This is a genomic window from Peribacillus sp. R9-11, from assembly GCF_031345095.1.
Lineage (GTDB): Bacteria > Bacillota > Bacilli > Bacillales > DSM-1321 > Peribacillus > Peribacillus butanolivorans.
Genome location: NZ_CP133763.1, coordinates 3,835,925 through 3,858,578 on the forward strand (window position 1 = coordinate 3,835,925; position 22,654 = coordinate 3,858,578).

Consider the following 22,654-nt stretch of genomic DNA (forward strand, 5'->3'; position numbering starts at 1 on the left):
TTTATATGGTCAATTGTTAAATATTAAATCTCAACAATCGGTTCTCCCCCTACCCCTGTCAAGAAGCTTTATGCTCAAGACGAAGCTTATCAGCAACCATTGCAATGAACTCGGAATTCGTAGGTTTTGCCTTAGTCATGCTAACGGTATAACCAAATAAAGATGAAATTGATTCAATATTCCCCCGGCTCCAAGCCACTTCAATCGCATGTCGGATGGCACGTTCAACACGGCTGGCGGTTGTATTGTATTTTTTTGCAATGTCCGGATATAGAACCTTTGTAATCGATCCTAATAGTTCAATATCGTTATACACCATTGAAATGGCTTCCCTTAAATATAAATAGCCTTTAATATGCGCAGGCACTCCAATTTCGTGAATTATGCTTGTGATGCTGGCATCCAGGTTTTTCGGCTTTGATTCATTTTGAGGACGATAACTAAACTGACTATGATTTTTCAATACAGCCTGTCCTTTGCCGCTCACCTGACGAATATGATTGGCCAGATTCTCCATATCAAATGGCTTTAGAATAAAGTAAGACGCACCCAAATCAACAGCTTTTTTCGTAACATCTTCTTGACCAAATGCAGTAAGCATAATTACATTAGGCATTGCACCCCGTTTTACTTCACGAAGTTTTTCAAGGACACCTAACCCATCTAAATGAGGCATGATAATATCGAGAATCAAAATATCCGGGTCTACGTTTTCTAACATACCCAGGCAATCTTGACCGTTATGTGCAACCCCAATTACTTCCATGTCTTCCTGTGCTGAAATGTATTCTTCCAGAAGGCCAACAAGTTCTCTATTATCGTCTACAACGCACACCTTAATTTTTTTCACGCTTGATTTCCTCCTCAACTACAATTGGTCTTTTTTTCTATATGACTAAATTCTATTGTAATTGAACTTTTCGACAATGGAAACTAAATTCCTTTTATTTTTGAAAAAATATAAGGAATTCAATATTATTCTCCGGATATCTCTTGTTTTCGACTTCGTTTGCTATTCGAATAAACAGATTGTCGAAAAATCTTCATTTTGTTATCATTTTATCACATCAATTCAAAAAAACCTCAATTTTTGAAGAAATCATTTTTAAACCTGATTATTTTCCTTATAAAATGAAGATAGAATGGTCCGACATTGCCCATTAAATTAAAAAGGGGCATCCAAATGGATACCCTGACTCTTTAGCTTGCCTTTTCATAATTATCTTTGTCGTATATATTGATACCGGCTTCGTTTAACATCCATTCGATATGGACACCATACCCACTTGTAGGATCATTAACAAATACATGGGTAACTGCACCGATTAATTTCCCATTTTGTATGATAGGACTACCGCTCATACCTTGAACGATCCCACCCGTTTTTTGAAGCAATTCTTTATCTGTCACTTTTAAAACCATTCCTTTAATTGCAGGGAACTTTTGTGGAATGGAACTGACTATTTCCACATCAAATTCCTCTACTTTAGAACCATCCACTACAGTAAGGATTTTTGCTGGTCCTTCCTTCACTTCGTGAGAAAGAGTTATTGGAAGGGCATTGTCCCTAATTCCATTTTTGAAATCTTGATTTAACTTCCCGAAAATCCCAAAGGGACTATTGCGATTAATATTTCCTATTTTTTCTTTGTTAGAAGAAAAACGTGCTAATTTTTCTCCTGGGTCACCATTGCTTCCCTTTTCGATGGACGTAACAGTCGATTGAACAATCTGCCCATCCTTTACAACAATTGGCTTTTTTGTATCCATATCCGAGATGACATGCCCCAGTGCTCCATATTTTTTCGAATCGGGGTGATAAAACGTCATCGTCCCAATTCCAGCCGCTGAATCGCGGATATACAAGCCCAATTTGTAAGTTCCTTCATTCTTATCCTTTAGAGGCAAGAGTATACTGTGAAGCACTTTATTATCACGGTTGATAACAATATTTAACGCTTCTCCCTTTTCACCTGCCTGCTGAACAAAAGGGGTTACATCCCCCATCTTCTTTATCGTCTGACCATTGATTTCTGTTATAATATCACCGATTTCAATTTTCGCTTTTTCTCCTGGTGATTTTTTTCCCTGCTCAGTATCAATTAGATGATGACCTACAACGAGAACCCCGAGAGTATTAAGCTTTACTCCAATAGATTGGCCTCCAGGCATAACTTTAAAGTCTTTTAACACCCTAATATCGACCTTTTTAGCAGGCAAGCCTGCTACATCAAGTAATACCTCATTTGTACCTGGTTTCTCAGCACCAAGCGTGATTGAAGCTTGCTCATCATGAAGCGAAATCCCATCACTGGATTCCGAAACTTTTGCAGAAACGGGTAATGATTTGGAAATACTATATTGACTTCCTTCAAATAGTACAAGATGATTTGGAATTAAAAAATATTCACGAGATGGCTGGTATAACCCTAATGTTAATAGCGAAACAAGGAGAATTCCACCGATGATTCTGTTAATCCATACAAATTTCAATCCATTCACTCTCCTCGCTCTCTGACACTTTATGGCTACACCTTTAATTTAGCCTTCATGACAGTCATTTATAACAGAAGCACAAAATAAAAGCTATCCGTTTTTGGATAGCTTTACAATGAATGCTTATGATTAGTTGTAAGTACTCTTATAAAGACCGTATCAAGACGTAATTTTCAACCTTTTGGCTAGCTGAATTAATTCATTGGCATGTTGCTTCGTTAAATCCGTAATCTCGACACCGGAGATCATCCTGCCAATTTCTTTTATTTTTTCACTTTCTATAAGAGGCTTCACCGAAGTATTGGTTCGTCCTGCTCTAACATTTTTTGCAATAAATAAATGGGTATCTGCCATTGCCGCAACCTGTGGTAAATGTGAAATACAAAGTACCTGGGAACCCGTTGCCACTTTATAGATTTTTTCGGCAATAGATTGTGCAACCCTGCCGCTTACACCTGTGTCCACCTCATCGAATATAATGGAAGTAATGCCTTGATGTTTGGAGAAAATACTTTTCAAAGCCAACATAATCCTAGATAACTCTCCGCCAGAAGCAATTTTCGAAAGAGGTTTTAACGGCTCTCCTGGATTGGTGGATATATAAAACTCCATGGAATCCAGACCCGACTGATTAATTCCCCTGTCTGATAACTCATCGAAAGTATAAGCTGTTTGAAGAAAATGCGGTTCGAAAATTGTTTTTTCCATGTATAAATCTTTTAATTCCTGATGTATTTTCTTTGTTAACTGCTGTGCGAATGTTTGCCGAAGTTCAGACAGGTTTTTTGCTTCAACAATTAAATCAGCTTTAATAGATTTTATTTCTTTTTCAAGCTTCGCTATATGGGTTTCCCGATTTTGAAGCTTTTCGACTTCTTCTTCAATCCCAGCACCATACTCCAATATTTCCTCGATGGTCCGTCCGTATTTACGTTTTAATTGATTTATTTCATTAAGGCGACTTTCAATAAATTCGACTCGTTCTGTATCATAATCCAAAGAATCTAACTGATCTCGGATGATCGAGACCGCTTCTTCGAGAAGGAAGTAGCTATTTGAAACAGTTTCCGAGCTATTTTTTAAACCCTCATCGAGACCCGCTGCTTCTTCTAGGTTATTCATGGCCACGGATAGCCAATCAATTGCATGTTGTTCTCCATTTAAAGCATTATAGCTGGTTTGCAACGCTTCATGAATTTTTTCGAAATTATTAATTTTTTTCCGTTCTTCCATCAATTCTTCATCTTCGCGTAGTTTCAAATCCGCTTTCTGAATTTCATCGAATTGAAACTGGATTAAATCGAGACGATGAACCATTTGCTGTTCATTTTGACTTAAACTATTCAGTTGTTTAGAAGCTGTCTCATACCGTTTAAATAACTTTTGATATTCGGCAAGAGCTGAAGCAACTTTTTCGCCGCCGAACTGGTCAAGCAAAGGAAGGTGGAGTCGTTCATCCATTAATTCCTGATGTTCATGCTGACCATGTATATCTATCAAAGTCCGTCCTATCTCACGTAAAATTGCAATCGTTACGAGCTTTCCATTTACCCGGCAGACGCTCTTGCCGCTGAGTGAGATATCTCTTCGGAGGATAGCCATCCCATCATTCATATCCAAGCCAAATTCTTCAGCCTTGGCAAAGACCGGATGTTTGTCATCATCAATTTGAAAGAGCCCTTCTATTTCGGCCTTCGACTCACCATGTCGAATGAACTCTGCCGAACCACGGCCACCAACCAATAAATGAACGGCATCTATGATAATGGATTTCCCTGCCCCTGTTTCGCCGGTCAATACAGTCAGGCCTTTTTCAAATGAAACAGACAAGCTGTCAATGATCGCAAAATTCCTAATCGAAAGTTCTGTTAACAAACTAGGTCACCTCACAAAATTATTAGAGCATGTCCAAGAATTTGCCGGAAATGATCTTCGCATCTTCCTCAGAACGGCAGATAATTAAACATGTGTCATCGCCGCCGATTGTTCCGAGTATTTCTTGCCAATTTAAATTATCAATTAATGCACAGATTGCCTGGGCATTTCCCGGGAGCATTTTCATAACAAGCAAATTATTTGCCGCATCAATGCGAACAAAAGCATCAATCAGCATTCTCTTTAATTTTTGAAGTGGATTGAAGCGTTGGTCGGCTGGTAAGCTGTATTTATACCTTCCGTCTGTTAACGGGACCTTAACAAGGTGGAGCTCTTTAATATCCCTTGATACAGTAGCCTGAGTAACATTGTATCCAGCAATTTTCAGTTCTTCAACTAGCTCATCTTGAGTTTCAATATCGTTATTCGTAATAATTTCCCTGATTTTTATATGTCGTTGTCCCTTATTCATAAGTAGAAGCACCTCTTCTCGACTGTGGCTAATTTAATTTAGTAAATAACCGTTATATAAGCGTTTAAGCAAGCTGCCAAGCAGGCGTTGCTTCCGCATTATAAACAACATCTATCTTGCCTTTAACAACGTCCCTTGCGTACAGATTTGACGCTATAGGATGCTGCTAATATTAATGTTATCGGATTTTTATGCAATTGTACAACTTTTTCTCAAAAATACATAACATGTCTATATTTTGTTCTTAAATTTCTTAATGTAAACTCCCCCTATAATTCGAGGGCCTTTTGCCTTTCACTTCCTAAAGTGAAAAAGCTCCTTCAGCCAACCATTCAGCTAAAGGAGCCATACATAGTTCTATTTATTCTTTTTTAAACTGGGCATGTGCTTCTCCAACTATGTCATCAACCGTTTTTGAGAGCATTAGGTCTCCATCTACTTTCGACCCTTCCCAATATAAATGAAGCAAAAATTCAATATTTCCATCGCCACCTGTAATCGGAGAAAAGGAGGCATCCTTAATATCGTAGCCTTCTTTTTTTGCAAAAGAAATTATTTTATTTAACACTTCTTTATGGATCTTGGGTTCACGAACAATACCCTTTTTGCCGACTTGATCCTTCCCAGCTTCAAATTGCGGTTTAACTAGGGCTACAACGTCGCTTTTGGGTACAAGCAAGGTCTTTAGAACCGGTAAAATTAACGTGAGCGAGATAAAAGAAACATCAATGCTTGCAAAGTCTGGCATCTTCCCATCGAGATCGGCTGGAGTGACGTACCGGAAATTGGTCCGTTCCATTACTTTAACCCTTTCATCCTGTCTAAGCTTCCAAGCTAGTTGATTATACCCTACATCAAGCGCATAAGACATGACGGCACCATTTTGTAAAGCACAATCAGTAAAGCCTCCAGTAGATGAACCGATATCAAGGAGAACTTTTCCATTCACATGTAAATCGAATTCTTTTAATGCCTTCTCTAGTTTGAGGCCACCTCTTGAAACGTAAGGCATTACTTTCCCTTTAATCGTTAATTCAAGATCAACCGGTACTTTTTCTCCCGGCTTTTCGTATCTCTCTTCATTTGCATAGACAAGACCTGCCATAACCATACGCTTAGCTTTTTCACGCGTTTCAGCTAAGCCTTGTTCTACTAGTAATACATCTAATCTTTCTTTCATTACTTTCATATTGTCAGGCCCTTTTTTCTTTTTTGGGTGTAATCATTTTAATCTTTTTCATAGCTGTCTTAGTCGTTAAACCTATTTCTTCAAGTAGCTCGTCAACACTTCCATGTTCAATGAAATAGTCAGGGATTCCCATTCGGTCAATAATCGCACCATAAAATCCTTGATCATGAGCATATTCAAGAACAGAACTACCAAAGCCACCTTGAAGGACAGCTTCTTCTATTGTTAAGATAGGCATTTTCTCACCCAGAAGGCGACTTAGCATTTTTACATCCAGTGGCTTTATGAACCGAGCATTAATCACTTTTACAGAATAATCCTCTTTCTCCAGAAGTGCTGCAGCTTCAAGTGCCATAGGAATCGTTGTCCCGAACGTTAAAATGGCGGCATCTGTTCCTTCTTTCAGGACTTCCCATGAACCGATAGGAATCTGCTGTAATTCTGTATCCATTACAACTCCCCAACCATTTCCACGCGGGAAGCGCATCGCAATCGGACCATCATTATAGTTTAAAGCTGTATTTACCATATGCTGACCTTCATTTTCGTCTTTTGGCATCATCAAAACCATATTCGGAATATGGCGTAAGAACGCAATATCGAAAACGCCTTGATGTGTTTCACCATCAGAACCGACAAGGCCGGCCCTATCAATTCCAATAAAGACATTCAAATTCTGGCGGCAGATATCATGTACTACCTGGTCATATGCTCTTTGTAAGAAGGTTGAGTAAATCGCCAAAAATGGTTTCATTTTCTGCGTTGCCAATCCAGCAGCAAAAGTTGCTGCATGCTGCTCGGCAATCCCCACATCATAAAAACGTTCCGGAAATTCCTCAGAAAACCCTACCAATTTCGAACCTACAGGCATCGCAGGTGTAATCGCGACAATTCGTTCATCTTCGCGTGCAAGTCTGCTTACAGTATCACTTACAAGTGCACTCCAAGCAGGACCTTTACTAGGGGATTTAACGAAATCACCTGTTTCAATCTTGTATGGACCTGTCCCATGCCAATTCCCTGTTGTATCCAACTCAGCGGGAGAATACCCCTTACCTTTTTTCGTAATGACATGTAACAGGACTGGTCCTTTTGTTTTCTTGGCATACCTTAAATTCTCTAACAGTTCTTCATAATTATGACCATCCACTGGTCCAAGATATGTGAAACCTAGTTCTTCAAAAAAGATCCCTGAGACCAATAAATACTTCATACTGTCCTTCAAGCGTTCAGCAGTAGCTGCAAGTTTCCCGCCAACTGCAGGGATTTTTTTCAAAAGCAGTTCCAACTCGTCTTTTGCCCAATTATATTTACCTGCTGTCCGTAATCTTCCCAATATCGTGTGTAAAGCACCGACATTAGGTGCAATTGACATTTCGTTATCATTTAAGATTACAATCATGTCCTTTTTTTCATCACCGATGTGATTCAAGGCTTCAAGTGCCATTCCCCCTGTAAGCGCTCCATCACCAATTACAGGTAAAATAAAACTTTTCTCTCCCTTAATATCACGAGCAGCTGCCATTCCCATAGCAGCTGAAAGGGAAGTAGAACTGTGTCCGGTTTCCCATACATCATGAGGGCTTTCAATCATTTTAGGAAACCCGCAAAGACCTTTATACTTCTTTAAAGTATCAAACTCTCCAGCTCTTCCAGTCAGGATTTTATGAACATATGATTGATGTCCTACATCCCATAATATTTTATCCTTCGGGCTATCGAATTCTTTATGCAACGCTATTGTCAATTCGACTACGCCTAAATTGGGCCCAATATGCCCACCGGTTACCGATAATTTTTCTACAAGAAACTTACGAATTTCTACACTTAATTCGACAAGCTCTTCATTATTCATATTCTTCAAAAAAGAAGGGTCTTTTATAGATAGAAGATCCAAACTGGACCACTCACTTTCTGTCATTTTCGGTTGTAAGCATAAACAAAGCCTCAAAAAAGAGTGCTATTTAGAAGACTTGACCGAAAAATTCGTTATAAGGTAAAAATGGCCGCCAACACCCAGGTGATTTCGGCGGCTTATTTTTACCTATTTTATCACGTATCTTATCTAAAAAATTCATCTTTATCTTTACATATTTTTGCACAATGAGTATACCATAAAACCTCATTTGATAACAAATTTAGCCACACTCAATGGTCACGGGTCGCAATTAAATTGGTTAGTTCGTTTAATAAACTTGTTTGTAAATTTGTTTTTCCTAAAGCGTTATGGGCAAGTTTAATATGATAATCCAACTTCTCCTTTGCCCCATCAAGCGTAAGTAAAGAAGGATATGTGCTTTTATGATTGCCTTCATCACTGCCAACTGGCTTGCCAATTAACTCTACTGATCCTTCAATATCCAGAATATCATCCCGAATTTGAAAAGCAAGTCCCAGATGGTATGCAAAATCACGTAAATGCTGGTGCTGTTCGTTATTTGCTCCAGCTAATATGGCACCTGAAATGATACTTGCAGTCAATAGCTTCCCCGTTTTATGTTCATGAATATATTCCAATTCTTTAAGGGTCAACTGTTTACTTTCACCTTCCATATCGGCGACTTGACCTCCAACCATCCCTTCAGCGCCAGCAGATTTAGCAATTTCACTTACTAAGTTCAACTTCATTTCCGCAGTCACCTCAGGATCAATCATATCCGTCACCAATTGAAAACTGTATGTTAGCAAGGCATCCCCTGCCAGGACAGCTACCGCTTCACCAAAGACTTTATGATTCGTAGGTTTTCCACGTCGTAGATCATCGTCATCCATCGCTGGAAGGTCATCATGAATCAAGGAATATGTATGAATCATTTCAATGGCCGCCGCTGCTGGGATTCCTGTCTTTAAATTTTTTCCGAAGGCCTCTAAAACCGCAAAAACCAATAAAGGACGAATCCGTTTACCTCCTGCTTCCAATGAATAAGTCATCGCTTCCTTGACAACAGCTGGAGCTTCAAGCTTATTTACATATTCAACGATTTCTCTCTCTATTACAGCTTTATATTCTTTTGAAAACGTTTCAAAGGACGCCGTACTCATATTATTCTTCCTCCTGTACAGCGAAGGTTTCAAGTTCCCCATCTTCGCGTAAAATTTGAGTCAATTGTTCTTCAACAGTCTTCAACTTCGAATGACAAAGTCGGGATAAATCCATCCCTTGTTTATATATGGAAATCGCTTTTTCGAGAGGCACGTCCCCTTCTTCCAACTGCTCTACAATTTTTTCGAGATTCTCCATTGCTTCTTCAAATGTAACTTCTTGTTTCTTTGTCATGGTTCAATTCGCTCCTTTATTTCTTTAATTTCACATTCTAGGGTTCCATCTTTTATTGAAACAGCTATCTTATCCCCTTTGGATACTTGCTGTGTACTTTTTATTAATGTTTCATCCTCAGCAAAAACCAGCCCATAGCCCCGTTCCATAATCTTTAATGGACTGAGGGCAGACAAAGTTGCAGTGATATGAACAAACTGCTGTGACTTTTGACGATAAATGGCTTCCATGGCCCGACGTAATGCTTTTTCTTGCTGATGCAAATCATCTTTTGAATTTTTCACAGCTTGTTCAGGATGTTGCTTTTTCAGAATATCGGTCACCTGATTTAGCTCATCCCTTTTTTTCATGAAATACCGGGTACTTGTCTTCCCTAACCTGTCCAAAGTCTTGTCAAGCTGTTCGAGTTTCTGCTCATACATTTTGTGTGGATAGCGAAAGGCATAAGATCTTTCCATCCTAGTCAAGCGGGTACGTTCGAAATTCACCGTTTCCTGGATGGAACGCGTCAAACGATTCTTACGGTTCATCAGCCGTTCAAGTATTTCATTCAGATGAGGAACCGCAAGCTCCGCTGCCCCTGTAGGAGTCGGTGCCCGCATATCTGCTACAAAATCCGCAATTGTAAAATCTGTTTCGTGTCCAACAGCTGAAATAATTGGAATATCCGAATCATAAATGGATTCAGCTACTATCTCCTCATTAAAGGCCCAGAGCTCCTCAATGGAACCGCCGCCCCTTCCGACAATCAATACATCGCTTTCAGCCCTCGAGTTAGCCATCGTGATCGCCTGGGCAATCGATTTAGCGGCATTATTCCCTTGAACAAGAGCTGGATAAACGATAATTTTAGCAATTGGATAACGGCGCTTAATGGTTGTTAAAATATCCCTCAGTGCAGCACCTGTTGGAGATGTTATGACCCCTACAGATTTAGGGTATAGTGGAATCGTCTTCTTATGTTCTGCTAAAAACAAGCCTGCTGCTTCTAGCTTTTTCTTTAACTGTTCATATGCAAGATACAGGTCTCCAACACCATCAGGAGCCATGCTTTTCACATATAGCTGATACTGTCCACTCGCTTCATATAATGAAATATCGCCCTTCACAAGTACCTTCATCCCATTTTCGGGAAGGAATTTCATCCCTTTGTTATTTGCAGCAAACATAACGGAAAGCAAGCGAGCCTTCTCGTCTTTCAAAGTAAAGTACATATGGCCACTTGTATGTTGTTTGAAATTGGAAATTTCACCTTTTATGTATACATTTTGCAAATGAGGATCGGCATCAAACTTCCTTTTAATGTACTTCGTTAAAGCCGATACACTCAAATATTGTTGGTTGCTCATATAATGTCTCCTTCCGACAAGAATCGGATATAAGAAAGCTCACCTATAGGTTACACTTAAAACTTTCGTAAATCTATAAATAGAAAAAAAGCGGTCTCTCGTTATTATAAAACAAGAGGTCCGCTTCTTTAAAATAATTTAGCGATTTTTTTAACTTTTTAGTGCTTGTTTGTTCAAGTTAAGTGTTTTTTGAGCAGATTTGACTGTATTCTTCATTAGCATTGTGATCGTCATGGGACCAACCCCTTTAGGAACAGGAGTAATGTATGAAGCTTTATTTTTCACTTCTTCAAACGCCACATCGCCGCAAAGCTTCCCTTCATCATTCCTGTTCATTCCGACATCAATGACGACTGCACCTTCTTTAATATGGTCACTAGTAATTGTGTCTCTTTTTCCGACAGCTGCAACAACCACATCAGCCTGCTTCGTATAATAAGCAAGATCCTTTGTTTTTGAATGACAGTAGGTAACTGTTGCATCCGCATTTAAAAACAGTTGTCCGGCCGGTTTGCCAACGATATTACTTCTCCCTACTATGACCACATGCTTACCTTCAAGTTCATAGCCAATATGCTCAAGCATTACCATTACCCCGTAAGGCGTACATGGTAAAAATGCATCCTGCCCTGTCATCATTCGCCCAATATTAATCGGGTGGAATCCATCAACATCCTTTTCAGGGGAAATCGCTTCAATGATCGCTTTTTCCTGAATATGTCCAGGCAATGGTAGCTGCACCAAAATACCATGAATGCTATCATCCTGGTTTAATTCATCAATGTTCTGAATTAATTCCTCCTGAGTTAAATCTGCAGGCTTTTTAATCAATACAGAATGCATTCCTAAGTCCTCACAGGCTTTTTGCTTATTGCGCACATAGGTTTGTGAAGCTTGATTGTCACCGACTAAAATAACTGCCAAACCTGGTACGATATTTTTTTCACTTAATTGTTGAACTTCCTTACTGATTTCCTGTCTAACTGCCTCTGCAATTTCTTTACCATTAATGATTTGAGCTGACATGTGTAATATTTCCTCCCAAGTTAATTTTGCTAAAGAAATTGCTGAGATTACCCTTTTTTAAAGGGCAGCTGCTTTAACCGATTTTCACCTTAACCTTGGATAAAACAGCATTCACAAAGCTGCTCGATTGATCATCACCGAATTTCTTAGCAATTTCAATAGCTTCATTCATAGCAACACTTACAGGAACATCTTCACTGTGAACCATTTCATAAACCGCGATACGCAGTAAATTCCGATCAATGTTCGCTAATCTTTCCAACGTCCAGTTCTCTAAATTGTCCCTGATCATTCCATCAAGTTGTTCACGATTTTCCGTAATCCCAGTAACTAATTTTTTGAAATATTCATCAGTAGGAGCGCCATTCAGAACGCTTTCCATTGCTTCTTCTGCATCTGACTTGGCGATATCTATCTGATATAGTGCTTGAAGGGATTTTTCACGGGCTACTCTTCTTTTCATAATCTTACTCCTTTAACATCTACTATTATATATGAAAATGCTAGAACAAACGAACATTAAATAACTTTTTTTCGAAAATATTAAGATTTTTGCTGTATTTTTTCAAGGTTTAGCTAAATTTCACTAATATTAAGGTCGAAATACCCTCACTCACCTATTATTCATAACATTTTTTCCAAGGTGCTTTTAAGTTAAATTGAAAACCTTATATATGTTTAATTCACAACAGAGATGTATACATTTCGAAAGTGTCAAAAAGCTCTTGCCTAGCTTTCATGCTCATATTTCATCTTTTACACTCTAACAGAAATCACCCTTGAATTAAAGGGAAACTTCCAGACACCGCCTTATTATGTTCATTTAACGTAATATTATAAGCAGGCTTTTTATACGAAAGTAATCGATGGGGTAAAAATAAAAAAACAAAAACCCGGCCTATTGCCGGGTTTTTGCAGGTGTAAGTTGAATGATGCTAATTACACTTCTTGTTCGTAATCCGCTTCCTGTTTTGCGTTCTCAAATGCTATACCGACAACATGAATGTTCACTTCGCCCGCGTCGATAGCGGTCATATTTAATAAAGCTTCACGAATGTTGTCTTGTACTTCCTGCGCAACTTTCGGAATAGAAACACCAAATTTCATGACACAATAAAGCTCGACTTTAATTGTTTCTCCAGTTAAGTCTACTTTAACACCTTTACCGTGGTTCTTTTTGCCAAGCTTTTCAACTACGCCAGTAGCAAAATTCCCGCGCATATGTGCGACACCTTCAACTTCCGATGCAGCTATGCCCGCGATTACCTCTATCACCTCAGGCGCAATCTCCACTCTGCCTAGTCCACTATTGTAATCATTCATTTCGAGTAATTGGCCTTCCATTTCACTCATTCAAAGCACCTCCTGTCTTCCTTTACATTATGAGTTCATTACGTCATATATTTCAAGGAATTTGGTATTAAATTCTCCAGAAACAAATTGGTCATGCTGAAGTAACTTAATATGGAAAGGAATTGTAGTATTGATTCCCTCAATGACAAACTCACCTAGAGCACGTTTCATTTTCTCAATTGCCTCTTCCCTTGTCGGTGCATGGACAATTAATTTAGCAATCATAGAATCGTAATATGGCGGTATCGTATACCCAGGATATGCTGCAGAATCAACACGTACTCCGTAGCCACCTGGCGGTAAATACATTTGAATTTTACCGGCAGAAGGCATAAAGTTTTTCTCTGGATTTTCGGCATTGATCCGGCATTCGATTGACCAACCGTTAAATGTAACATCTTCTTGCGAAAGAGAAAGTTTGTCACCTGAAGCAACTTTGATTTGTTCTTTAATCAAATCTACACCTGTGACCATTTCTGTAACTGGATGCTCAACCTGGATACGTGTATTCATTTCCATAAAATAGTATCTTCTATTCACATAGTCATAAATAAATTCAACTGTACCAGCACCAGAGTAGTTAACAGCAAGGGCAGCCGTTACTGCAGCCTGCCCCATTTCCGCACGCATTTCACCGTCAAGTGCAGGAGAAGGAGTTTCTTCAACCAGTTTTTGCAAACGTCGTTGTACCGAACAATCACGCTCTCCTAAATGGATTGCATTCCCATGATTATCAGCCATGACTTGGATTTCAACGTGACGGAAGTCTTCGATGAATTTTTCAATATACACGCCTGGATTTCCAAAAGCTGTAGCAGCTTCTTGTTGCGTAATGCTAATGCCTTTAATAAGATCTTCTTCCGTTCTAGCGACCCGGATACCTTTACCTCCGCCACCGGCTGTAGCTTTAATGATGACAGGGTAGCCCATTTCATTAGCAAGGGCTACACCCTCATCTGTATCTTTAATAATTCCTTTAGAACCAGGAACAATCGGTACACCAGCTTTGCGCATGGTTTCCCTTGCTACGTCCTTTGTCCCCATTTTATTTATTGCTTCGGGACTAGGACCGATGAATATGATATTACATTCACGGCAAAGCTCTGCAAAGTCAGCATTTTCGGCAAGGAATCCATAACCAGGGTGAATAGCATCCGATCCTGTTTTCTTGGCTGTGCTGATAATGTTCGTTGTATTTAAATAACTGTCTTTTGATAATTTAGGACCGATGCAATAAGCTTCGTCGGCAATTTGAACATGTAATGCTTCTTTGTCGGCTTCTGAATAGACCGCTACAGTTTCAATACCTAATTCCTTGCATGCCCGGATAATTCGGACTGCAATTTCCCCACGATTGGCAATTAATACCTTTTTGATCATTTAGAAACAGCTCCTCATTCCGGCTTTACTAAAAATAATGGTTGACCATATTCTACAAGTTGGCCTTCTTTTACAAGAACCTCTACAATTTCACCGTTTACTTCGGCCTCAATTTCATTGAAAAGTTTCATAGCTTCTACGATACAAACAATAGAATCTGCTGTAACTTTATCCCCTGCTTTCACGTATGCAGCAGCATCCGGAGATGGAGATTGGTAGAAAGTTCCAACCATTGGAGAAGTGATTTTATGTAAATTTTCTTGCTCAGTGACAGCAACAGTTGGCTTAGCTGGTTCAACAGCTTTTGGCGCTGCAGGGGCAGGCGCTGCTACAGGCTTAACTTCAACAGCTGCATTAGCTTGAACAACTTCTGGAGCAGCCGCTGGGTGTCCTACTAATTCTGTTTCAGGTTTCTTTAGTTTAATTTTTGTTCCTTCATTTTCATAAACGAATTCACTGATGTTAGATTGATCGACTAGCTTAATAATTTCACGAATTTCTTGCACTTTCATTTGTGGCACCCCTTGTCTAATTTGATATTAATTTTTTGAGGCAATATTTTATGTACCTTTTAACTTAGCTTGTCCATACCTTGTCCAATTCTTCACAATGAAGTCGCTTTCTAAACCAGAAAGCGATTGACTGAATAAATACCTCGTCTGTATTATAACAGAAATTTCACTTTCTTAAAATATTGTTATCTTTAGAGGACTGAAAAGTTTATGACCAGCTTCTAACATCATACAATATTAGCTTATAAAAATTCAATGATAGATTAGTTGCAACTCGATATCTATACTCCTATATTACACCTTTATTATAAGATTGTGAATATTTTTTGATTTAAAAATTGTAAGCGTTTTCTAGCTTGTTTTACCAAATTACCTAGGAAAATCAGCTAAAAATTTACATTAATTACTTTTCTAGAATATTACGAAAGGTTCAATATCACTATTTCTATTCGAATTACTGGAATCAATTTACACCAAAAAACCTTTTCCCCCAAAGTTTCCCAGATGTTTTATACTGATAAAAAACCAAAAAAAAAAGTCCTTTTTTTCTAAAAAAGAGGACCCTTCTAATTTTTTTTATTTATAAACTGTTGTGTATCAGCTCTTTTTATAGAATATATGATTACTTTTCTGGTTGGAAATCCACAACTACATTTTGAGCATCATCCACTTCTTTACGTACGAGGCGAATAATGTTATTAGCCTCTGTTTTTGTTTGTTTATCAGCTTTGACACTCACTTTTACATCCGTTCCATCGACTCGTACGAGTGCGGCATTATAATCCATGGCCACAATTAGGTTTTCGATGATATTTTCCTTTACTTTTGTCTCGCTTAATTGTTCGATTTTCGCATATGCATCTTCTCTTTCCTCAGCTGATAGTTCTGTATTGCCCATCTTCACAGTCAATTCTTCATTCAACTTTGCCCGTTCATCTTCAATCTGCATCCTTAATGATTCGAACTCGTCGCCTGATGCTATGGTTACAGAAGAACCAGCAGCATTCTTAGAAGAGGTCTCTTTACCACTCTTAGTTTCTCCCTTACTTTCTGTTTTACTTTCTGTTTTGCTTTCCGTTTTACTCTCTGTTTTACTTTCTGTCTGTTCAGTGGCTGTCATATCAGCAGCATTTTCTTCAGGAGCGGTTAAATAATAGACAGACAGTACCACTACCAGACTTAGCATAGTCAATAACCAAACGGTTTGTTTTTTTAATAACATGTAGATTTTCCCCCTTATTTTTTAGGCATAACAGATACCCGGTGACTTGGTACATCAAGTGAGCGAGTGACAGCTTCGATAATCCACTTCTTTATTTGAATATTTTCGGCCCCTTTAGCGACCACTAGGACCCCTCGTACACTAGGTTTTTTTGTTTCTGAAATGATTGGTCCTTCTTTTTCACCGCTTTTGATCAAGACTAGCTGCTCATCAACAGATGTGTCTTCAACCGTTCTTTTACCGCCTTCCTGGTCAGTTTCTTCAGTTACTTGTTTTTGAGTGACTTTATTTCTTTCATAAACTTTTTTCTCGGATGCATCCACGTAGATTACGACTTTTACATCATCGACACCCGCGATGGATTCAAGCGCTTCCTTCATTTCATTCTGAAGATATATTTCATAATCTTTTGTCGTCTTGAATTCGGATTTATTCTTCTGGCCGAATGTTTCTACATCTCCATCATCATCCTGTTTATTATTGAATACCGTCTTTACTTCGGATGTTTGTCCAGTCTGGTTGGTGGTTAACAAATTCCCGGCCATCATAATTCCTGCTCCCAAAAGGACAACTATTAGAGCATAGACATACAGGGAAGGTTTTTTTTCTTTAGGCTCTTTTTGGTCAGGGTCTTTATTTACAAGTTTTTGCAGCCAGGATAATGGACCTTTGTCTTTGTTCAATACTCAGTCACTTCCTTTCCCCGGCGATTTCAATGATCTCTTTATCGACAGACCAACTTGTTGCCAGAAACCTTTTGACAGCATCCAGATTGGCATCATTGGATGAAGACGGTCTCTCTGCATTAATATCAACCTTCGCTACTGCCTCTATCTCCGAGTCTTCTTTCCCTTCTGCCTTTTCCAATGATATGGTTATGTTTTGCAAGTCATTAATGCTTGGTTCTTCCTCATTCTTGACTCCTACATCAATTGAACTAATCTTCATGTTATAATCCACCATCAGCTCCTCTTCTACTTCTGCCTGTAACTCAACAGCCATTTGTTTTAAAATATATGCACCCTGGGTAGCTTGTATTTCTTTTTTCTTCATTTCTGTCAAATTTCCTAAATCTTTTTTTTTCTGATCTTCAAATTCACTTGTAGCCGCTGACAGAATTTCGTCGAAATCCTTATTGAATAATCCCAATATAGGAGTGATGATAATCGCAATCAGTAAAAGTCCGATTACCATTTTGGCATATTTCTGTAAAGCTGAATTGGGAAGGAGCATATCGATTACAGTAGCCAGCAATACAAATACGATAATATTGGATACCCAGCCAGCTAAAAAACTCACCAAGCCCTCCTCCTTTCTAACGAACCATCAGTGTAATGTTTCCAGAGGCTATAATTACTGTGATACTTAAAAAGAACATGAGTGAGACAATGGCCAATGCTGCGAAAATATAAATCATGCTTTTACTTATAATGTCGAGACATTTTATTACAGGCCCTCCACCAAGCGGCTGCAAAAGACTCGCCGCTAGTTTATAGACAAAGGAGATCATTAAGATTTTTATAGCTGGGAATGTAGTTATAAGCAGGAGGATAATGACACCTGACAAACCCACTGTATTTTTCAGAAGAACGGAGGCACTAATGACCGTATCGGTTGCATCAGTAAACATGCGCCCTATTACCGGTATAAAGTTGCCTGTCACAAATTTCGCCGTCCTGATTGTCACTCCATCTGCAACAGCAGAGGATGCTCCTTGAACGGATATAACACCAAGAAAAATGGTCATAAAAGCACCCAGAATCCCGATAGCAAAGTTGCGGAGCAATTGGGCCAGCTGAGTCACTTTATAATGTTCGGTCAGCGTGCTGACTATGCTTAAAATCGCTGCGAAGAATAATAATGGTAGGACGATATATTGTATCAAGATGCCACTGGTATTCATTAAAAACATTAAGACAGGATGAAAGAACGCTGCAGATACAAGTCCTCCAGAAGCTGCTATTAAAGCTAATAGCAAAGGGATGAGCGCCATTAAAAAAGAAATCATCAAATCTATCGTATCTTTTGTATATTCAATCGCCACATGAAAGCTGTTCAACGCTAAAATGATTAATACCATATAAACGATTGCATAAGCGACCTTACTCACCGAGCTTTGCTCGAACGCATTCTGCAGAGTTTGCAGGAACATGCTGAACACGGTCAATAAAATGAGTGATCCTAGGAGCTTCCCGTTCACGAGCAGTTCATGAAAAACGAACTTTATAATCCCTTTTATCCATTGATCAAATGAAAATTTCTTATCTCCGCTTACAAAATCCATGAAACTTCCTTTCTGACTTTCAGGTAAAAACCCTCCATACTCCGTGACAATGTCATCCCAATATTTCTTGAGCTCATCAACACCGAGTCTCTCTATTTGAGCTTGTACCAATTCAGACTGCATAATTGGCTCTTGATCAACTTCTCCACTTTCACCATTTTCGGCAGCTTGTCCAACAGATGTATGCAAAAAAAAGAGTAAAACGAATAGAATGGATAAGTAAGGCATCCGCTGCTTCATACTTTCACCTCATTGACTAGTAGGAATAGCCCATTAACTTGGAAGCATCTGTATAATCGTTTCAATAATGACGGTTAAAATCGGAATTGCCATCGCCAGAATCAAGATTTTCCCGCTCAATTCTATTTTGGAAGCCAGTGATCCCTGCCCTGCATCTTTTGTAATTTGGGAGGCAAATTCAGCGATATAGGCGATTCCGATTATTTTCAAGATAGTCTCCAAATAAACGGTATTTACATTTGCATTTACCGCAATTTTTTCTAACATTAAAATGATTTCGTATATTTTATCTGCTAAAAAAAGAAAAATGGAGCAGCCTACAAAAACGACAAGCAGGAAAGCGAAATTAGGTTTTTGCTCCTTGACGATTAGGGCCAAAAAAGTGGCAACTAGGGCAATGCCCACGATTTTTATGATTTCAATCGCGAATCCCCCCTTACTGAAATAGGAATACTGATTTAATTTTTTGGAATAAATCCTCTACAACAGAAGCTACCATGAATAAAATATAAATAAATCCAAAAAGCGTTACCCACTGGGCATATTCTTTCTTTCCAACCTGATCGAGTATCGTGTGAAGAAATGCCACTACCAGCCCAACACCAGCTATTTTAAATATGATGTCCACATCAATGCCCATTTTCATTCCCCCCACTTATTCCTACATCAGCAAAATGATTAGTAATAATCCCGATAAAAAACCAAGGCTTTTCATCATCTTTTCATATTTCCCCTGCCGGTCTAGTGCATCGCTCTCTTCCCGTTCCAAGTGTGCCATCGTTAGCATAATTTGTTTTTGCTGATGATATTTATCACTTTTTCCTAGGGTCTCACCAAACTGTGAAAGAATTTCGAACTCTCCCTGCTTTAAGGCAAGGGACTGCCATATTTTCTTCAAACTTTCATCCCATGCATCTTTTACAGTGGTTTCACCTGATTCAAGTCGATTCGCAAATGTATCAAAAAATAAGGATAAAGGTTTGGGCATCTGCTTGGAAAGTTTCTGGGCCGCTTCTTTCAACGGTGTATGACCATACATTATTTCAGCCTCCAGAGATTGCATGGCGACTTTTAGCTGCCTCAGTTGGCGAGGACGCATACTTAATTTTTTTGCAGCTTCAAAGCCTGCCCATGTTGTGGCTATGATTATAATTGCCGCTCCTATTAACTTAAACATGTGGATTCACACTTTCACCCAAATATAAAGGGAGGCCCGCTGAGTCGAGAACATTGTAGCTCCGCTTACCAGATTTACTTCTTTGCAATTCTATAAACCGTTCAAAAATGTTTTGCCTTAAGATTTCGGCGAAAAAGGGTCGTTTTTTAATTTCATCCAAAGTATGACCATGTGTAGTTATCACGAGTTTAATACCGGCGTTTACGGCCTCTAGTACTGCTTGTGTATCCTCTGCGCGACCAATTTCATCTACGACTAACACATCCGGAGACATAGAACGGATCATCATCATCATTCCTTCCGCTTTAGGACATCCATCGAGCACATCCACCCTTGTTCCAAATTCGAGCTGTGGTACTCCATGAACACTTCCCGCAATTTCTGATCGCTCGTCCACAATTCCCACCTTTTGAGGGGCAATACCTCTTTTTTCATTTCCACTAGATATCATCCTTGCAATATCACGTAATATCGTCGTTTTTCCTGTTTGTGGAGCACCGATTAACAAAGTATGCTGCCATTCGCCATTATATAAATAAGAAGTGAGCGGTTCCGCTGCACCTATTTTTTCGCGTGCTATCCGAATATTGAAGGAAGAAATATCCCTTATCGCTTTGACCGCCCCATTTTCAAGAATTACCTTTCCTGCAAGACCAACCCGATGTCCACCTGCTATAGTTATATATCCTCGCTTTAATTCTTCCTCAAGCGTATATAACGAAAATTGACCTATTTGATTCAGTAATTGTTCGGCATCCGAATGGGTCACTTTATATGAAAAGAAGAAAGGGTCCCCCCCTACAATGACCTCTAGAGGCCTTCCAATCCGAATTCTCAACTCTTCCATTTTTTCAATCATCATCGGTGTCATACCCCGGAGCTGCTCGTATAATTTTTTCGGTAAAAAAGAAAGAATCGTTTCCATTTTGACAATCCTCCTGTATACACCACTTTCAATAAAATATATGCCGATCATCCTGTAATAATGACAAGCTAATAAAGAAACTGACCTTTTAGTAATCCTTTTGAGAACTTCTTAGCTACTTCAATCCCTAGCTATAGAAAAAGTCATACATAAAAAGGAATGAAAAAAGACAAAAAAAAAGCCCGAGATATAATCTCGGACTCAGACTGTAGACAAACTCGATGAAAATCGAGTTTGTCTACAGTTTTTTTGAGGGGTTGTAAAAATTCGACGTTGATTTCCACTCCAGGCACTCGCTTTCCGCGGGCGGTCAGGGAGCCTCCTCGGCGCCTTTGCGCCTGTGGGGTCTCCCTTGGACACGCATTTCCCGCAGGAGTCTCGCACCTTCCGTTCCAATCAACTTTGTTTTAACAATTAGATATAACCACTTTTGCCTACAGTCCTTTTTGTTTTAATATAGAAGTATTAAAACTTGAGGTGATGACGATGCTTTCGAAACATAATTCTATTCAGCGAGATCAACTTGAAATGATTACTTTGGATCAACTGGTGCCAGCGAACCATTTGGTTCGTAAAATTGAGGGAGCCATTGACTTCACTTTCATTTATGACTTGGTGAAAGATATGTATTCAGAGATAGGGCGCCCAAGTATTGATCCAGTTATTTTAGTTAAATTGACATTCATTCAATATACCTTCGGTATTCGTTCGATGCGTAAAACGATTGAAGAAGTTGAAACGAATATGGCTTACCGTTGGTTTTTAGGTTACGGTTTCCATGATAAAGTACCTCACTTCTCAACGTTCGGGAAAAATTATGAGCGTCGCTTTAAAGATACAGACCTGTTTGAACGGATTTTTTATCGTATCTTAATGACAGCTTCAGAAAGAAAGTTAATAAGTGCAGAGCACGTATTCGTTGATTCAACACATGTGAAAGCCAGTGCGAATAAGCGAAAATTCGAAAAGAAAATCGTTCGTAAGGAAACACGAGCATATCAAGGACGCCTTCAAGAAGAAATAAATCAAGATCGTGAAAACAATGGAAAGAAGCCTTTTCCACCGGATAAATTTGATAAAGAAGAAACCAAAGAAATTAAAGAAAGTACAACTGACCCTGAGAGTGGCTACTATGTAAAAGATGAACGAACAAAACAGTTTGCCTATTCATTTCATGCGGCTGCGGACCGCAACGGTTTTGTGCTGGGGACGATTGTAACACCGGGAAATACGCATGATAGTCATATCTTAGAGCCTCTTGTTGAACAAGTGATTGAGAAAGTTGGAAAACCTGAAGCTGTTGCCGCAGATGCAGCTTACAAAACACCAGCCATTACAAGCTACCTTTTTGGGAAAGAAATCACACCAGCTTTACCCTATACACGTCCACGAACAAAAGAAGGGTTCTTTCGCAAGCATGACTATGTTTACGATGAACATTTTGATTGTTATCTCTGCCCATCGGGCGAGATTTTAAAGTACTCAACAACAAATAAAGAGGGCTATCGCGAGTACAAATCACCCAAACACACTTGTGCGACATGCTCATTTTTATCACAGTGTACAGTAAGCAAAGACCATCAAAAAGTGGTGACACGCCATATCTGGCAAAATTATATGGAAGAAGCAGATCATCTGCGTCATCACAAGGATGTAAAACCTATATATGCGAAACGTAAAGAAACAATAGAGCGTGTATTCGCAGATGCAAAAGAAAAGCATGGTATGCGTTGGACTACTTTAAGGGGACTTAAAAAATTGTCGATGCAGGCGATGCTTACTTTCGCTGCCATGAATTTAAAGAAGATAGCCAATTGGACATGGCAAGGTCCAAGAATGGCTTAATAAAGTGGGCTCGTAGAGGCCCAATCTCTTAA

23 protein-coding genes are annotated in these 22,654 nt (G+C 39.1%); 1 reads left to right on the forward strand and 22 read right to left on the reverse strand.

The features are described 5' to 3' along the window. Positions 1 to 58: 58 nt before the first annotated feature. From spo0A to spoIIIAA, 22 genes are all read right to left on the reverse strand, one after another. A complete protein-coding gene (gene spo0A, locus RE409_RS18590) occupies positions 59 to 850 on the reverse strand; it encodes a sporulation transcription factor Spo0A (RefSeq protein ID WP_056525307.1) in 792 nt (263 codons plus the stop codon). 350 nt (positions 851 to 1,200) lie between these two features. Further along, entirely contained in the window at positions 1,201 to 2,493 is a 1,293-nt protein-coding gene (gene spoIVB, locus RE409_RS18595; RefSeq protein ID WP_056525311.1) for a SpoIVB peptidase, read from the reverse strand. A 162-nt stretch (positions 2,494 to 2,655) separates the two neighbouring features. Next, the gene (recN, locus tag RE409_RS18600; protein WP_201250680.1) at positions 2,656 to 4,371 is read right to left on the reverse strand and encodes a DNA repair protein RecN; all 1,716 of its coding nucleotides are present in this window, start codon (positions 4,369 to 4,371) and stop codon (positions 2,656 to 2,658) included. A 22-nt stretch (positions 4,372 to 4,393) separates the two neighbouring features. After that, positions 4,394 to 4,843 (reverse strand): transcriptional regulator AhrC/ArgR, encoded by a 450-nt coding sequence (ahrC, locus tag RE409_RS18605; protein WP_053346905.1) that lies wholly within the window; start codon positions 4,841 to 4,843, stop codon positions 4,394 to 4,396. A gap of 361 nt (positions 4,844 to 5,204) precedes the next feature. Further along, positions 5,205 to 6,032 (reverse strand): TlyA family RNA methyltransferase, encoded by an 828-nt coding sequence (locus RE409_RS18610; protein WP_053346906.1) that lies wholly within the window; start codon positions 6,030 to 6,032, stop codon positions 5,205 to 5,207. A gap of 4 nt (positions 6,033 to 6,036) precedes the next feature. Then, positions 6,037 to 7,929 carry a 1-deoxy-D-xylulose-5-phosphate synthase gene (gene dxs, locus RE409_RS18615; protein ID WP_053346907.1) on the reverse strand — a complete coding sequence of 631 codons (1,893 nt, stop codon included), beginning with the start codon at positions 7,927 to 7,929 and terminating at the stop codon, positions 6,037 to 6,039. Between the two features lie 251 nt (positions 7,930 to 8,180). After that, complete coding sequence (locus RE409_RS18620; protein WP_201185758.1) at positions 8,181 to 9,074, reverse strand: polyprenyl synthetase family protein; 894 nt, start codon at positions 9,072 to 9,074, stop codon at positions 8,181 to 8,183. A gap of 1 nt (position 9,075) precedes the next feature. Next, a complete protein-coding gene (locus RE409_RS18625; RefSeq protein ID WP_053346909.1) occupies positions 9,076 to 9,309 on the reverse strand; it encodes an exodeoxyribonuclease VII small subunit in 234 nt (77 codons plus the stop codon). After that, on the reverse strand, positions 9,306 to 10,658 hold the full coding sequence (xseA, locus tag RE409_RS18630; RefSeq protein ID WP_190271226.1) for an exodeoxyribonuclease VII large subunit: 1,353 nt from the start codon (positions 10,656 to 10,658) through the stop codon (positions 9,306 to 9,308). Before xseA ends, RE409_RS18625 begins: the two co-directional genes overlap by 4 nt. A gap of 150 nt (positions 10,659 to 10,808) precedes the next feature. Further along, entirely contained in the window at positions 10,809 to 11,684 is an 876-nt protein-coding gene (gene folD / locus RE409_RS18635; protein ID WP_201185760.1) for a bifunctional methylenetetrahydrofolate dehydrogenase/methenyltetrahydrofolate cyclohydrolase FolD, read from the reverse strand. A gap of 73 nt (positions 11,685 to 11,757) precedes the next feature. Next, entirely contained in the window at positions 11,758 to 12,147 is a 390-nt protein-coding gene (gene nusB / locus RE409_RS18640) for a transcription antitermination factor NusB (RefSeq protein WP_053346912.1), read from the reverse strand. A gap of 476 nt (positions 12,148 to 12,623) precedes the next feature. Next, positions 12,624 to 13,028: an Asp23/Gls24 family envelope stress response protein gene (locus RE409_RS18645; protein ID WP_376106072.1), complete on the reverse strand. Its 405-nt coding sequence runs from the start codon at positions 13,026 to 13,028 to the stop codon at positions 12,624 to 12,626. Between the two features lie 36 nt (positions 13,029 to 13,064). Continuing rightward, entirely contained in the window at positions 13,065 to 14,417 is a 1,353-nt protein-coding gene (gene accC / locus RE409_RS18650) for an acetyl-CoA carboxylase biotin carboxylase subunit (protein WP_201185762.1), read from the reverse strand. 14 nt (positions 14,418 to 14,431) lie between these two features. Then, a complete protein-coding gene (accB, locus tag RE409_RS18655) occupies positions 14,432 to 14,929 on the reverse strand; it encodes an acetyl-CoA carboxylase biotin carboxyl carrier protein (protein WP_201223665.1) in 498 nt (165 codons plus the stop codon). 622 nt (positions 14,930 to 15,551) lie between these two features. Beyond that, a complete protein-coding gene (locus RE409_RS18660) occupies positions 15,552 to 16,151 on the reverse strand; it encodes a SpoIIIAH-like family protein (protein ID WP_201185766.1) in 600 nt (199 codons plus the stop codon). Positions 16,152 to 16,165: 14 nt separating this feature from the next. Beyond that, positions 16,166 to 16,834 carry a stage III sporulation protein AG gene (gene spoIIIAG / locus RE409_RS18665; RefSeq protein ID WP_053346917.1) on the reverse strand — a complete coding sequence of 223 codons (669 nt, stop codon included), beginning with the start codon at positions 16,832 to 16,834 and terminating at the stop codon, positions 16,166 to 16,168. 7 nt (positions 16,835 to 16,841) lie between these two features. Then, positions 16,842 to 17,450 carry a stage III sporulation protein AF gene (spoIIIAF, locus tag RE409_RS18670; RefSeq protein ID WP_201185768.1) on the reverse strand — a complete coding sequence of 203 codons (609 nt, stop codon included), beginning with the start codon at positions 17,448 to 17,450 and terminating at the stop codon, positions 16,842 to 16,844. 16 nt (positions 17,451 to 17,466) lie between these two features. Further along, the gene (gene spoIIIAE / locus RE409_RS18675; RefSeq protein ID WP_201185770.1) at positions 17,467 to 18,675 is read right to left on the reverse strand and encodes a stage III sporulation protein AE; all 1,209 of its coding nucleotides are present in this window, start codon (positions 18,673 to 18,675) and stop codon (positions 17,467 to 17,469) included. A 33-nt stretch (positions 18,676 to 18,708) separates the two neighbouring features. After that, a complete protein-coding gene (gene spoIIIAD / locus RE409_RS18680; protein WP_098176754.1) occupies positions 18,709 to 19,098 on the reverse strand; it encodes a stage III sporulation protein AD in 390 nt (129 codons plus the stop codon). 13 nt (positions 19,099 to 19,111) lie between these two features. Next, the gene (gene spoIIIAC / locus RE409_RS18685; protein ID WP_034308319.1) at positions 19,112 to 19,315 is read right to left on the reverse strand and encodes a stage III sporulation protein AC; all 204 of its coding nucleotides are present in this window, start codon (positions 19,313 to 19,315) and stop codon (positions 19,112 to 19,114) included. A gap of 21 nt (positions 19,316 to 19,336) precedes the next feature. Then, positions 19,337 to 19,852: a stage III sporulation protein SpoIIIAB gene (spoIIIAB, locus tag RE409_RS18690; RefSeq protein WP_201185772.1), complete on the reverse strand. Its 516-nt coding sequence runs from the start codon at positions 19,850 to 19,852 to the stop codon at positions 19,337 to 19,339. Beyond that, on the reverse strand, positions 19,845 to 20,777 hold the full coding sequence (gene spoIIIAA, locus RE409_RS18695; RefSeq protein ID WP_201185774.1) for a stage III sporulation protein AA: 933 nt from the start codon (positions 20,775 to 20,777) through the stop codon (positions 19,845 to 19,847). Before spoIIIAA ends, spoIIIAB begins: the two co-directional genes overlap by 8 nt. Before the next feature lie 486 nt (positions 20,778 to 21,263). Between spoIIIAA and RE409_RS18700 the strand changes: the two genes are divergently transcribed. Next, positions 21,264 to 22,622, forward strand: a complete 1,359-nt coding sequence (locus RE409_RS18700) for an IS1182 family transposase (protein WP_201180978.1) — start codon at positions 21,264 to 21,266, stop codon at positions 22,620 to 22,622. Positions 22,623 to 22,654: the final 32 nt, after the last annotated feature.

What these genes read in the sequence shown, in the direction of transcription:
- ahrC (WP_053346905.1), bottom strand. Translation starts at nt 4,843, where the DNA reads ATGAATAAGGGACAACGACATATAAAAATCAGGGAAATTATTACGAAT.
- RE409_RS18610 (WP_053346906.1), bottom strand. Translation starts at nt 6,032, where the DNA reads ATGAAAGTAATGAAAGAAAGATTAGATGTATTACTAGTAGAACAAGGC.
- RE409_RS18620 (WP_201185758.1), bottom strand. Translation starts at nt 9,074, where the DNA reads ATGAGTACGGCGTCCTTTGAAACGTTTTCAAAAGAATATAAAGCTGTA.
- RE409_RS18625 (WP_053346909.1), bottom strand. Translation starts at nt 9,309, where the DNA reads ATGACAAAGAAACAAGAAGTTACATTTGAAGAAGCAATGGAGAATCTC.
- xseA (WP_190271226.1), bottom strand. Translation starts at nt 10,658, where the DNA reads ATGAGCAACCAACAATATTTGAGTGTATCGGCTTTAACGAAGTACATT.
- folD (WP_201185760.1), bottom strand. Translation starts at nt 11,684, where the DNA reads ATGTCAGCTCAAATCATTAATGGTAAAGAAATTGCAGAGGCAGTTAGA.
- nusB (WP_053346912.1), bottom strand. Translation starts at nt 12,147, where the DNA reads ATGAAAAGAAGAGTAGCCCGTGAAAAATCCCTTCAAGCACTATATCAG.
- RE409_RS18645 (WP_376106072.1), bottom strand. Translation starts at nt 13,028, where the DNA reads ATGGAAGGCCAATTACTCGAAATGAATGATTACAATAGTGGACTAGGC.
- accC (WP_201185762.1), bottom strand. Translation starts at nt 14,417, where the DNA reads ATGATCAAAAAGGTATTAATTGCCAATCGTGGGGAAATTGCAGTCCGA.
- accB (WP_201223665.1), bottom strand. Translation starts at nt 14,929, where the DNA reads ATGAAAGTGCAAGAAATTCGTGAAATTATTAAGCTAGTCGATCAATCT.
- RE409_RS18660 (WP_201185766.1), bottom strand. Translation starts at nt 16,151, where the DNA reads ATGTTATTAAAAAAACAAACCGTTTGGTTATTGACTATGCTAAGTCTG.
- spoIIIAE (WP_201185770.1), bottom strand. Translation starts at nt 18,675, where the DNA reads ATGAAGCAGCGGATGCCTTACTTATCCATTCTATTCGTTTTACTCTTT.
- spoIIIAC (WP_034308319.1), bottom strand. Translation starts at nt 19,315, where the DNA reads ATGGGCATTGATGTGGACATCATATTTAAAATAGCTGGTGTTGGGCTG.
- spoIIIAB (WP_201185772.1), bottom strand. Translation starts at nt 19,852, where the DNA reads ATGTTTAAGTTAATAGGAGCGGCAATTATAATCATAGCCACAACATGG.
- spoIIIAA (WP_201185774.1), bottom strand. Translation starts at nt 20,777, where the DNA reads ATGGAAACGATTCTTTCTTTTTTACCGAAAAAATTATACGAGCAGCTC.
- RE409_RS18700 (WP_201180978.1), top strand. Translation starts at nt 21,264, where the DNA reads ATGCTTTCGAAACATAATTCTATTCAGCGAGATCAACTTGAAATGATT.